Annotated in this window: 11 protein-coding genes; 7 read left to right on the top strand and 4 right to left on the bottom strand. The window is 35.9% G+C overall.

All coding sequences use genetic code 11. The features are described from left to right. The 3 genes from IGJ20_RS09145 to IGJ20_RS09135 are packed head-to-tail and all read left to right on the top strand — an operon-like array spanning position 1 to position 3,813. On the top strand, positions 1-636 hold the full coding sequence (locus IGJ20_RS09145) for a YesL family protein (protein WP_002362905.1): 636 nt from the start codon (positions 1-3) through the stop codon (positions 634-636). Further along, positions 590-2,320, top strand: a complete 1,731-nt coding sequence (locus IGJ20_RS09140; protein ID WP_185935499.1) for a sensor histidine kinase — start codon at positions 590-592, stop codon at positions 2,318-2,320. The genes IGJ20_RS09145 and IGJ20_RS09140 overlap by 47 nt, the downstream gene beginning before the upstream one ends. Positions 2,321-2,331: 11 nt before the next feature. After that, the gene (locus tag IGJ20_RS09135; protein ID WP_142425671.1) at positions 2,332-3,813 is read left to right on the top strand and encodes a response regulator transcription factor; all 1,482 of its coding nucleotides are present in this window, start codon (positions 2,332-2,334) and stop codon (positions 3,811-3,813) included. A gap of 40 nt (positions 3,814-3,853) precedes the next feature. On the opposite strand, the gene IGJ20_RS09130 is transcribed toward IGJ20_RS09135, so the two are convergent. Beyond that, positions 3,854-5,995, bottom strand: coding sequence for a GH92 family glycosyl hydrolase (locus tag IGJ20_RS09130; RefSeq protein WP_002374433.1), 2,142 nt, complete (start codon positions 5,993-5,995; stop codon positions 3,854-3,856). A gap of 172 nt (positions 5,996-6,167) precedes the next feature. Between IGJ20_RS09130 and IGJ20_RS09125 the strand changes: the two genes are divergently transcribed. Then, positions 6,168-7,268 (top strand): FUSC family protein, encoded by a 1,101-nt coding sequence (locus IGJ20_RS09125; protein ID WP_142425672.1) that lies wholly within the window; start codon positions 6,168-6,170, stop codon positions 7,266-7,268. A 43-nt stretch (positions 7,269-7,311) separates the two neighbouring features. On the opposite strand, the gene IGJ20_RS09120 is transcribed toward IGJ20_RS09125, so the two are convergent. Together IGJ20_RS09120 and gloA2 are read right to left on the bottom strand one after the other, a co-directional pair. Continuing rightward, positions 7,312-7,794 (bottom strand): SRPBCC family protein, encoded by a 483-nt coding sequence (locus IGJ20_RS09120; RefSeq protein ID WP_142425673.1) that lies wholly within the window; start codon positions 7,792-7,794, stop codon positions 7,312-7,314. Positions 7,795-7,815: 21 nt separating this feature from the next. Beyond that, positions 7,816-8,196: an SMU1112c/YaeR family gloxylase I-like metalloprotein gene (gene gloA2 / locus IGJ20_RS09115; RefSeq protein ID WP_142425674.1), complete on the bottom strand. Its 381-nt coding sequence runs from the start codon at positions 8,194-8,196 to the stop codon at positions 7,816-7,818. Between the two features lie 210 nt (positions 8,197-8,406). On the opposite strand from gloA2, the gene treP reads away from it, so the two are divergent. Both treP and IGJ20_RS09105 read left to right on the top strand, forming a co-directional pair. After that, the gene (treP, locus tag IGJ20_RS09110) at positions 8,407-9,873 is read left to right on the top strand and encodes a PTS system trehalose-specific EIIBC component (RefSeq protein ID WP_002388267.1); all 1,467 of its coding nucleotides are present in this window, start codon (positions 8,407-8,409) and stop codon (positions 9,871-9,873) included. Between the two features lie 127 nt (positions 9,874-10,000). Beyond that, positions 10,001-11,005, top strand: coding sequence for a nucleoid-associated protein (locus IGJ20_RS09105; protein ID WP_002356866.1), 1,005 nt, complete (start codon positions 10,001-10,003; stop codon positions 11,003-11,005). A 37-nt stretch (positions 11,006-11,042) separates the two neighbouring features. Here IGJ20_RS09105 and IGJ20_RS09100 read toward each other — a convergent pair whose 3' ends face one another. Beyond that, positions 11,043-11,396, bottom strand: coding sequence for a YxeA family protein (locus IGJ20_RS09100; protein ID WP_025187021.1), 354 nt, complete (start codon positions 11,394-11,396; stop codon positions 11,043-11,045). Between the two features lie 197 nt (positions 11,397-11,593). Here IGJ20_RS09100 and IGJ20_RS09095 point away from each other — a divergent pair, with 197 nt between their 5' ends. After that, a complete protein-coding gene (locus IGJ20_RS09095; RefSeq protein WP_002384290.1) occupies positions 11,594-12,298 on the top strand; it encodes a zinc metallopeptidase in 705 nt (234 codons plus the stop codon). Positions 12,299-12,330 lie beyond the last annotated feature (32 nt).

Here is a 12,330-nt window from a genome sequence, read left to right as displayed (position 1 = left end):
ATGGAAAGTACAGGGATTCAGCGGTTGTTTTACCTTTCCTGGACAGTAATCAAACTAAATTTACTGTTTGTTTTATTTAGTTTAGCTGGAGGGATTATTTTTGGTGTTGGTCCAGCACTCCAAATGATGACTGATTTCATTTTGGAAGAGGGCATGAATTATCAAGCAATCACCGTTAAACGAGCATTTGAATCATGGAAAGCACATTTTAAAAGAAGTAACTGTTATTTTTTACTTTTTCTCTTCACTTTAGGATTTGTTTTTTATAATATTTATTTAGCCGTTCAATTTACCGGAATAATGTGGTTAATTATTACATTTATTTTATTTTTTGTTTCCCTAATACTCGTTATTTTTTACATTTATATGCTACTATATGAAGGAAGCTATTTTATCTCAACTATTGATTTAATGAAGCTTTCATTTATCAGTATCTTTTTAAACCTCGGTGTATTTTTTAAAGTCTTATTCGGTGTAATTAGTATCGTTGCTTTAACTTGGAAAATGAAAGGACTGCTACTATTTGCTTCGTTTGCCTTAATTATGATGTGGTGTGCCTATGTCACGCGTAAAAATCGCCAGTTTATTGATGGAAAGTTGGAACAAAATGAAGCGAATCTTCAAAAAACTGTTTAAAAAAAAATATTTATTAAATCGATTAGTACAAAAATACAGTCTACTGTTAACAAGTATTATTTTGTTAACGGTGGCTGCTTTGTGCGTTTATGTTACTTATACAATTAACTTATCAATTGATTCGCAAAAAAATAACGCCGTTTCCCAAATTGACAGCTATGTAACGAATAAAAATAATGCGGCGACAAATATGATTAATGAATTAGCTGGCTCTGCAAGTAAAATTGAAAACATGCGAAAATATATGGAACTTTCTCCTCCTGAGTATTTTGACTATACTTACAGCCAATGGTCGGAAGATCGGGTCAGTACCCACTTTGGAAATAATTTAAGTACATTATTTAGCACCTTTCCTGACTTAGAAGAAGTGATTATTCGCTTAGATGAATTTGATCAGGTTTTGTTCGCCAATCGCACAGCTACAAATGGGAAAAAAATGGATATGTCATCAATTAAAAAACATGGCTTTCAACTAATGCGAATTATCTCCGATCCTTATACAGGACAACCGCTGGGAGAGTTGTACACTGTGTTTTCAAGTCAAGAGTTGCTAGGCAACCAAGCAGACTTATTGAAAAAATCAGGTATTAATGCGTTTATCTATGATAGTGCTGGGAATCAAATTTTTTCTGAAAAAGCACAATTTACCAAAGAAGAAGAGCGGCAACTAGATAAAAGAATGCACACCGATAGTGACATTCAACAGGTTTTTCATAATCGCTACGATATTACGGAAATAGAAAGCAGTGGCCGGAGTACCATTCTCTTATTAACAAGCCGCCGAGTCTTATTTCGACAATTGTTTATGAATTATGCGGCCATTTTAGGGATTGGGTTACTTTTGATTGTTATTTTATTAGTGGGCTTAAACCGCCTGTTTAAACGCTATTCTCAACAAGTCCAATTAATTTTAGAAGCGACACGAGCCATTGGCGATGGCAATTTAAAAGAACGAATTGACACGAATCAAGTTCAGGAAGAGTTGAATGATATTGCTTCTGCGATTAATTTTATGGTAGACAGTTTAGATCAATACATTCACGATATTTATACTTTAGAAATTAAGCAACGTGATGCCCACATGAGAGCGTTACAGTCGCAAATTAATCCTCATTTTCTTTATAATACGTTGGAATATATTCGCATGTATGCTTTGAGTCGGCAACAAGAAGAACTAGCTGATGTTGTCTATGCTTTTTCAACGCTACTTAGGAATAATATTAACCAAGAAAAAACCACGACCTTGGCAGAGGAAATCTCATTTTGCGAAAAATATGTGTATTTGTATCAAATGCGTTATCCCGACCAATTTGCCTATAAGTTCGAAATAGAAGAAACAATTGCTGATGTTGAAATTCCTAAGTTCATCATTCAGCCGCTTGTCGAAAATTATTTTGTGCATGGTATTGACTATCAACGACAAGACAATGCTATTAAGGTCCACGCCTACCGAGAAGGCGAAAAAATTATTGTGGCTGTTGTGGATAATGGAAAAGGAATCACTGCCAATCGGTTAGAGGAAATTCGCGCACGTTTAAATCAAACAGAAATAGACACGGAACAATCCATTGGGTTAAGAAATGTTCATGAACGTTTACAACGCTTTTTTGGGGAGAGTTATGGTTTAACCATTGAAGGGAAAGAAGGAGAAGGGACGACAATTCGTCTTTCGTTTGTAGCATAAGGGGTGAAAAGATGTATCGAGTGATGTTTGTTGATGATGAATATATGATTTTAGAAGGCTTAAAATGGATTATTCCTTGGCAAGAGTTAGGCTTTGAAATTGTTAAAACAGCGCGTAGTGCGCAAGAAGCATTGGCTTTTTTAGAAACAGAATCCATTGATGTTTTATTAACAGATATTACGATGCCGGAAATGAGTGGGATCGAATTAATTGAGCAAGCAAAGAAAAAAGGACATCAATTTATTAGTTTAATTTTATCAGGTTATCAAGAGTTTGATTACGTCAAAAAAGGCATGGCTTTGCAGGTCCAAGATTATCTTTTGAAACCAGTCAATAAACAAGAACTATTAGCCAATATCCAGAGAATTAAAACAGAATTGGACCAACAAAAAAAATCCCATGCCCACGTGCGTCTATATCTAGAAAATGGCTTGATGCGTTGGCTTAATGATGAAATCAGCGAAGGGGAATACGAAGAGTTAATGCAGCAATTTACGACTATAAAACCAGGTGATTTTACCGTTTTATTGGTTGAAGCTGAGATGCCATTTTTAGAAACAATCAAGGAACTATTTATGAAAAAAGGCCAACTGTTATTCATTGAAAGTTGGATGAGTACGTACCACCAATTGTTACTTATCTATAAAGGGGCCAGACAAGAAGCGTTCTTATTTATTCGTGAAATTGAAGCTATTCTAGCTGGTCAAGGTCAGATTTTTGTAGGGGAATCTGTCAATGAATGGGAAACGGTTTATGAAAGTTATGAGAAAGTAAAACAGTTGCAAGCAATTGAAACGTTCTATCAAGAATTTCTGCCAAATAATCAAAAAGAACAAATGAATCGTTCGGCAGAAGATTTTACTTTTCTAGCGTTTAACCAAGCCTTGATGATTGGGGATATGCAGACCATTCAACGGGAATTAGATGCCATTTTCAATCAGTTAAGTCAACAACACGCTACGCCAGAATATGTACGCTATGTAGTCTTTTTACTTTTTTCAGATATTTCCCGTCAGTATCCAACTGTGTTAGAAGAAAACTATGAAAAAATCGTGGAAGAAATTCGAGCTAGCAACAATCTTAATACACTGTATGCGTTAATGCAGCAAGTCTTGGCAGAAGTGAAAAATAAACCTAAAATAAAAAAATATTCAGAAAGTGTTAGCCAAGCTGTAGAAAGAATTGAACAAGGCTATTTAGAAGAATTAAACTTAAAAACGGTGGCGGATGAGCTTCATTTGAACCCTAGTTATTTAGGCCAAATTTTCAAAAAAGAAACCAAGCGGAGTTTTTCTCAATATTTGAATCAAGTGCGTACCAAGCATGCCCAAAAATTATTATTGTACACGGATGATACAATCAACGAAATTTCAGAAAAAGTAGGATTTAACAATACCAACTATTTTTCAAAAATGTTTAAAAAATTAAATGGAATTACGCCAAAAGAATTTCGAGAGCAATACCAATCAAATTACGCAGGTGTCGAAGAATAAAAAGAAAGATGTTCAATTTTTATGAACATCTTTCTTTTTATTATTTTTCTGTACTTAATGAAAACGGTCGTTCTGCTGTGTTTTGTGGATTCGGGACGATCCCTAATTGATAATCTAAAGTCCCGCCGTTTAATAGTTCTTGATGAGTAAAGTAAGGCGCAGTATGTTTTTCTTGGTTTAACTGAATTTCATGAATAAATTGTTGTTGGACTTTGTTTGGTGATGTCTGAATGGTTAATTGTTTACCATTTGACAGTTTTACTTCCGCCGTCTGGACTAAAGGCATCCCGATTACATATTCACCAGTTCCTGGTGTGACGGGATAAAAGCCTAAGCTATTAAAAATATACCAAGCAGACATGCTGCCATTGTCTTCATCACCTGGATAGCCAGTTGGTGAAGCATCAAATGTTTGCATTAGTTGTTTTAAAAGTGGTTGAGCCATCTCTGGTTTGCCGATGTAGCTGAATAGAAACGGATAATGGAAACTTGGTTGATTTGAGATGGCTAATTGACCAAAATCAATTGCCGCCATTTCACTCATTTCATGAATTTCAAAACCATAGCCTTCAACGTTAAAGTTAGGCGCTTGATTGCATAGCTGAATTAATTTTTTTTCGAAAGCTAACTCGCTACCATATAGCTTAATCAAACCTGCAAAATCTTGATAAACCGCAAAACTTGATTGCCAAGCACTTCCTTCGGCGTAATCTTTGCCCCAACGAATATCTAAAAAGTCAGGACGGAAATTGCCTTCAGTGTCCTTGGCTTGCATAAAGCCAGTTTCAGGATTAAAAAGTTGTTGATAATTCAAGGCTTGTTGACGATAAAATGTTGCGGTCTCTGAATCATTCAGTGTTTTTGCAACTTGCGAAATACAGAAATCGCTGTACGCATAGTCTAAGGTATGATTGACAGATTCATGATAGGTTGAAGGAACATAGCCATATTTTAGATAATCCAGAGTTCCTTGACGTCCATAATTTTCTCGTTCGCTTTGTTGTGTGGCGCCTTTTTTCATCGCTTCTAGGAACTGAGGCATCAAGTCAGGACGAATCTTTTTCACGGCGGCATCAGCAATGACAGCGTCAATCAAGGTGCCAGGCATTAAACCACGCTCATCTGGAGATAACCATTTTGGCAAGAAACCTGTTTCGTTGTAACTATTTAAAAAGCCTTCTAGCATCTCTTCGTATTTTTCTTGAGCAATTAGTGAGAACAATGGGTAGACCGTTTTATAAGTATCCCAAAAGCCATTATTGGTATATAGTACACCAGGACGAACCGTTTGCGAGAACGTATCATAATGAATCGGCTGCTGATTTTCGTCCAATTCATAAAAGGTTTGCGGAAATAGGAATGTTCGATACAGTGTATGATAAAACGTTTTAGTATGTTCAGGGTTTTCATGCGTTACTTTAAGGCGATCGAAATAATTATGCCAATCTGCGATTCCTTGTTGCAGCATCTCAGTAGAACGCAAAGAGATTTCTCGCGCTAAATTTAACTGCGCTTGTTTTTCAGAAATAAATGAACTACTAAAATGAACAACTTGTTGAGCAATATTTCCAAAAGAAAGAAGGATTTTGCCATCTTCACCTGAAGAAGGGGCAAACCATTTGGTTAAAGGCTGTTCAAAATGAAGCACAAAATAAAAACTAAAATCTGGATCTTCACAACCAGAATAGTTGATGACTTTTACAGCCACTTGATGGTCATCTAATTGTTTTACTTGATAACGTCCAGGCAGAGTTAGTAGTAAGTGATTATCTTTTTGTTGATAATCAATGGTTAAGATACCACCATACATGCTTGGGATTAATTGAGAAGTTATTTGATAGCGTAATTGAGTTAAGTTAATTTCGACAGGAGAAAAAAGGCTTTCTTCTGGACGATAAGAACTTTGGGCATGGAATAAAGAAAGTTCCGACAATGAACCACTGACAGGGGTCATTAATAAATGGCTAAAATCACCCATCCAAGGACTTGGTTGATGCGTTACTCGATAGCCTTGAAATGTTCGATCTTCTGGATGAAACCACCAGCTGCCTTTTTGGTCAGTTGTTTGCGGGGCGTAAAAATTCATCCCAAATGGCACGCCAGTATAGGGTAGACAATTTCCGTTTGAAAAACTATGTTGGTTGGCAGTTCCGTGTCGCGTATCAATCGCTTGAATATTCATGAAAGTAGCTCCTTTGTTTTAAATGATATATCATATAGGCTGATTATAGCACAAAAAATGAGAAATGAAAGCGTATTTATTTTCTTTTTTATTTATTTTTAACGAATTGGTATATTCAATTTGAGGAGGGAATTGACAAGCATGTTACAATGGATAAGGAATCGATATTGGAGTGATCGTTATTTATTTTTTTAGTACAAAAAATCAGCAATTTTTTGCGTATGTTTGGGCTATTTTCCCAGTCATCGCCTTTTTTTTGGTTAGTTTTTATACATTGGATTTTTTATTTTCCCCAAGCTATTTAATTATGGTGCCTGTATTTACTATTATGTTTAAAATTAACTATAAAAAAGATTATTCGTTTGTAGCGCTGCTCAAAATGAGTATCAGGCAATTTGTGATCAGTTTTTTAGCATTTATAGCTAGTAGTTCCTTTAGCTGGTCTATTATTTTAAATAGTAGTGTGACATTTTTAATTGTTTATTTATTTTATTCATCTGCGACACCGATGCGGTATCATAGTTATTTGATGATGTTTACGTTTTGTCAGTTAATCCAGGTTAAAGGAAATACATTTTTGATGCAATCTCAAGTTGTGGCCTTTTTAATTGGTCTTTTTTTATTGGCTTTAACACTAAACGCTTGGTGGCAAACAGGATTAAGTCAGTTAACCAGCTTAAAGAGTAGAGGCCATAAAAGCATTCAATTAAATATGAAACAACAAAAATTGGCGGTTATTAATTTCTGGCACGACTTACAACAGACTTTTTTTGGGATTACAAGTTTCAAACAATTTTTAGAAAGTCCTGACGAAAGGGTGCAACGATTTCGTTTAGCTATTCGTATGAGTTTCACCATTACGCTGAGTTTTATTTTAATGTGGAGTGTAGGAGGCATTAAAATAATTTGGATTCCGATGAATGTTTTTCTACTCTTGCATCCAGTGAAAGCAGAAATGAACACGCGTATTAAGACACGTTTTTTGGGGACTCTTTTAGGATGTTTCCTTAGTCTGTTTGTTGTCAATTGGCTTCAATTGCCACTGACACACCTCGTTGTTTCTAGTTTGATTGGCATTTTTGTTTATGCCCTAAAACCAGGAACCGTGTTACAAGTGACAATGGCAACGATTTTTGGGTTATGTTTGGCAACAATTAGTTTACGAGGGATGTACGCCGCAGAGTTGCGGGTCTCTTTTGTATTATTGGCAATTTTTGTTGTTTGCTTAATTGATTTAGGTTTATTTGTTTATCAGCGTATTTTACGTTTTTAAAAAGTGTGGCACAGAGGGTTATTTACCCGTTGTGCCACACTTTTTAATTTTCTAAATTCGTTAATTTTTCTAAGTAATGATTTTCTATTTGCGGAAAATCTATTTTTTCTGGTACTGCATCAGGGGTTTCAACTGCTTGCTTCAAGCGGTTGAGAACAATTGACCAACCAGCGATATCTTTATGGCGAGGTGTTGTAAAATTTTCTGGGAGAGATTCTGAAAAGACTAACAGGGTCTGATGAGGTGCTTGTTCTTTTAAGTCAAAATAGATGATACCAGTATCCCAAGTCACGCCCAGATATTTTTCCTCTGCATAGTCAGTGAAAGGCATTGTTTCTTCAAAATCGGGCAGAATAAACCGCCAAAACCCGTTAACACCTAATTCACCAATTTCTAATTCTGGAAACCATTGTTTTAGCTTGTCTGTCTCAGTCAGGTAGCGCCAAATCGTTTGAGGGCTGGCTGAAATTGCCCGTTCTGTACCAAAATAAATCGTCTGGTTTTCTAAGCGAAAGGTATCTTTCATTTTGTTTCTCTCCTTTATTTATTATTCATGAAGTTCTAAAGGTAGTCTATCTGGATCAAAAAAGAAGGTCATTTTTTCACCCGTAAAATCATCTACTCGTAGCGGTTCTGTTTCAATTCCTTGCTCATTTAAAAAAGCAATCACTTCTTCAATATGTTCAACTTTAAAAGCTAAATGACGTAATCCTAAAGCTTCAGGATAAGAGGGGCGAGCGGGAAATTGATCAGAAATGAAAATTTCCAATTCTTGGCTGCCTAATTTTAAATCTAATTTAATATCGTTTTTTTCGGGACGATGATTTTCGCGAAGAACTTCAAAGCCCAACTTTTCGACATAAAAATTTTTAGTTGCTTGATAATTTGAGGCATTGATTGCCACGTGATGAATTTCTTTAAAAAACATTTTTCATACTCCTTTTCGTTTTTTCCCTCTGTAGTATAGCAATAAAGAAGCAGCTAAAAAAGCGTTCTGTTTGACTCTTTAAGAAAAGACAAGGGATTTGTAAAAAATAAAATTATTTTTTTGAAAGAAAGCGCTTGCCAAAAAAAGAATAATCAAGTATGATGTATATACAACTTAATTGTATATACAAGTTTGAGAGGAGAATGTAAAATGGGTAAGTTTCAAAGCGATGCACAACAGTTGTTGAAAGCAGTAGGAGGCAAAGAAAATATTTCAGCTGTTTCTCATTGTGCAACTCGAATGCGTTTTGTATTAAAAGATCCAAAAAAAGCGGATGTACCTGTGATTGAAGATATTCCTTCTGTAAAAGGAACCTTTACAAATGCTGGACAGTTTCAAGTAATTATTGGGAATGAAGTCCCACAATTTTATAATGATTTTTCTGCAATTTCCGGTTTAGAAGGGGTTTCAAAAGAAGAAGGGAAAGCAGCTGCCAAAAGTAATTTGAGTCCTGTTCAACGAGTTGTTTCTGTTTTAGCTGAGATTTTTACACCATTGATTCCTGCACTTGTTATCGGGGGATTGATTTTAGGATTCCGCAATATTTTGGAAGGGGTTCCATTTGGCTTTCTTGATGGTCAAACAATCGTGGAAGTTTCTCAATTTTGGAATGGAGTCAATTCATTCTTATGGTTAATCGGCGAAGCAATTTTCCACTTCTTGCCAGTTGGGATTACGTGGAGTATTACGAAGAAAATGGGAACCACACAAATTTTGGGGATTGTCCTAGGGATTACATTAGTCTCACCACAACTTCTGAATGCTTATTCAGTTGCGACGACTAAAGCAGCAGAAATTCCTTTCTGGGATTTTGGGTTTGCTCAAGTTAACATGATTGGTTATCAAGCGCAAGTTATCCCAGCTATGTTAGCCGGCTTCTTGCTTGCCTATCTTGAAATTTTCTTTAGAAAAGTGATTCCTCAAGCAATTTCAATGATTTTTGTCCCATTGTTTGCTTTAGTACCAACAGTATTGGCTGCACATGTCATTTTAGGACCAATCGGTTGGACGATTGGTAGTTGGGTTTCTGATATCGTAAATGCAGGATTAACGTCAACATTTAATTGGTTATTTGGCGCCGTCTTTGGCTTTATGTACGCACCATTAGTCATCACTGGGTTGCATCATATGAGTAATGCGATTGATTTACAGTTGATTGCTGACTTTCAGTCAACCAACTTATGGCCAATGATTGCTCTATCAAATATTGCACAAGGTTCAGCGGTTTTAGCAGTTATCTTTATGCATCGTGGAAACAAAAAAGAAGAACAAGTTTCGATTCCAGCAATGATTTCTTGTTACCTAGGTGTGACTGAACCAGCGATGTTTGGGATCAACTTAAAATATGTTTATCCATTTGTTGCGGGCATGATTGGTTCGGCAATGGCCGGAATGTTTGCCACTTTAATGGGCGTTCGTGCGACAAGTATCGGCGTCGGTGGCTTGCCAGGAATTTTATCTATTGTGCCACAATATTACTTGCCGTTTTTAGTCGCAATGGTGATTGCGATTATCGTACCAATGGGCTTAACTTATATTTTCAGAAAGAAAGGCATCTTTAATAAAGTCGATCCAGTTGATGAAGCAACAGGGATGTTATACAGCGAAGAAGGGTAATCGCTTTTTGAAGTTAAGAAGAATTCGTAGACATTTGTCTACGAATTCTTCTTCTTTTTATAGAAACTATTGGCTTTTTTCTCTCTTTCAGTTAGACTAAAAAGGTTGAGAAAAGGAGAGCGTAAAAATGGATATTTATTTAAAAAAAGCAATTTTACACATTATTGATCGAGAAACTGGGACGCCGGTTTTCTCTGAAAAGGAACTAGATTTAACCACTGAGTATATTCGAACGTATTTAACTGCAAAAATTTCAAAACTTTCGACTGCACAAACAAAGACTGGAACATTGGCGGAAAATAGTTCCTTTGTTGACACGTTACGTGGGATTCCTAGTGATTTTGTGAAGAAAAGCCAAGAAGTTACCCAACATTGGTATGATGTTTATTCAGGAAGCGAAGATGCGCCTAGTGCTGATATTTTGTTCATTTTATATGAATTAGATACGGTGTTACATGTCGCAATGATTAAATTAAACTATAAAGAAAGTTACACGCATTACGTCGACTATGAAGAAGAATCCGTTTATAACAAACTGATTATCAATCGAGCAATTTTGTCTTCAAAATCACAAAAACCAGATGAAGGAATTACAGTTGACTTAGATACATTAGCGTTTGAATTACTAGAGAAAAGATATGAATTTTCAGGAGAAAAAATCTGGTATTTCTCTGAAAAAGTGATTGAGACGCAAGCGGCACCTTCCATGGAAGAAAATATCAAAGAAATTAAAAAGGCAGTCAAACGCATTGGAAAGAAATTTAACGAAGATGAGTTTGAACTAATGGCTTCGGTAAAAGAAGCGGTATATGATAGCATTGAGGAAACGGGAACGATTGACAATGAGCAGATTGCTGAGCAAGTATTTAAAGAAAATGTATCAGCTAAATTAGCTTACCAAGAAGAAGTGAATGAGTCGAAGTTTGTCGACAAAACACCGCCAGTCAGAGAATCTCGCGAAATTTCTGAAAAGAAATTTGGCAAACAGAAGTTAAAAATGGATAACGGTATTGAATTAATTGTTCCGTTAGATGTTTACCGCAATGGCGATTTAATTGAATTTGTTAATAATCCAGATGGCACAGTGTCCATTATGCTAAAAAATATCGAAAAAATTAGTAATCAATTATAAAGAAAAAACCGTTGGTCGCTTGCCAACGGTTTTTTCTTTATTTTAATTTTTCTAAAGCTTTTTCAGGGACTTCTTTTTCTGTTACTTCATTCCAACTGATCACGCCTTTACGGGGATTGACTTTCAATTTTAGATAGGCTTTCATACGCAAAGGTTGATCACGATATTCGTTTAATTCAATGGTCTTTTCTTCACCGTTTTTATTAAACGCAGGTTGTTGATAGTAATACAAAGTCGTCGGTTCACCAGAAGCTGATTTTTCATCTTTCTTTTCACCAGATGTTGTGATTTGTGTATAGTAGGCTTCTCCGCCGTAATAGTAATTATAAACGCCCCAGCTACCGCCAGCTAAAATGACTATGGGAATTAATATTTTTAGTAATGTTTTCATTTTCCTCACCTCAAGGAATAGTATGCCTTTTTTTTGGGAAATTTGCCATATTTTTTTCCGTTAATTGAGTGACACTTTTGTTAGTTTTGGCACTTTCTTGAAAAATTCATCATTTTTTTAAACAAAAGACAACGTTTGTCGCTCCCTTTTTTTCACTATCATGCTACAATAAAGAAAAAAGATGGAGGTAGAGGACAATGATGCCCTTTTATTTTGGAATCGATCCAACCTATATATTGGTAATTATCGGAATTGCGATTTCTGGTGCGGCCTCCGCATATGTTAACAGTACCTTTCGTAAATATGATCAAGTACGAAGCAGTAAACATGTTACAGGCACGCAGGCAGCACAATATATTTTACAAAAAGAACAAATTAATGATGTTGGAGTTCAGCAAATTGCTGGTGATTTAACTGACAATTATAATTCTGGAAACAAAATGTTGAGCTTATCCGAAGCCACTGCTCAATCGACATCGGTCGCGGCTATTGGCGTGGCGGCTCATGAATGCGGACATGCGGTACAAGATCATACGAACTATGTGCCTTTACGTCTTCGTGCAGCTATTGTTCCAGTTGCCAACATCGGTTCAACCATTTCCTTTCCACTAATTTTGATTGGTGTTTTATTTAGTTGGAATCAAACATTAATCAACATTGGAATTTTGGCTTTTTCATTAGCCTTGATTTTTCAATTGGTGACCTTACCGGTGGAGTTTAATGCGTCTAGACGTGCATTAAGTATTCTTTCTGAAGGTGGGTTATTAACAGAAGAAGAAGTCCCAATGGCCAGAAAAGTTCTTTTTGCAGCTGCACTTACCTACGTAGCAGCGGCGCTTTCGACCTTTTTACAACTTTTACGTTTGGTTATTTTATTTGGTGGCAACAACCGCCGAGACTAAGTGCCAGCAAAGATCTTTCTATTACGCATAAA

This window comes from Enterococcus sp. DIV0294 (assembly GCF_050558155.1).
Taxonomy (GTDB): domain Bacteria; phylum Bacillota; class Bacilli; order Lactobacillales; family Enterococcaceae; genus Enterococcus; species Enterococcus faecalis.
Note: the sequence above shows the minus strand (reverse complement) of the source record. Positions and strands in the feature narration are given on the sequence as shown.

Coding starts and splice junctions, on each gene's coding strand:
- treP (WP_002388267.1), top strand. CDS start 8,407: ATGGGTAAGTTTCAAAGCGATGCACAACAGTTGTTGAAAGCAGTAGGA.
- gloA2 (WP_142425674.1), bottom strand. CDS start 8,196: ATGTTTTTTAAAGAAATTCATCACGTGGCAATCAATGCCTCAAATTAT.
- IGJ20_RS09140 (WP_185935499.1), top strand. CDS start 590: ATGGAAAGTTGGAACAAAATGAAGCGAATCTTCAAAAAACTGTTTAAA.
- IGJ20_RS09105 (WP_002356866.1), top strand. CDS start 10,001: ATGGATATTTATTTAAAAAAAGCAATTTTACACATTATTGATCGAGAA.
- IGJ20_RS09145 (WP_002362905.1), top strand. CDS start 1: ATGGAAAGTACAGGGATTCAGCGGTTGTTTTACCTTTCCTGGACAGTA.
- IGJ20_RS09120 (WP_142425673.1), bottom strand. CDS start 7,794: ATGAAAGATACCTTTCGCTTAGAAAACCAGACGATTTATTTTGGTACA.
- IGJ20_RS09100 (WP_025187021.1), bottom strand. CDS start 11,396: ATGAAAACATTACTAAAAATATTAATTCCCATAGTCATTTTAGCTGGC.
- IGJ20_RS09095 (WP_002384290.1), top strand. CDS start 11,594: ATGATGCCCTTTTATTTTGGAATCGATCCAACCTATATATTGGTAATT.
- IGJ20_RS09130 (WP_002374433.1), bottom strand. CDS start 5,995: ATGAATATTCAAGCGATTGATACGCGACACGGAACTGCCAACCAACAT.
- IGJ20_RS09135 (WP_142425671.1), top strand. CDS start 2,332: ATGTATCGAGTGATGTTTGTTGATGATGAATATATGATTTTAGAAGGC.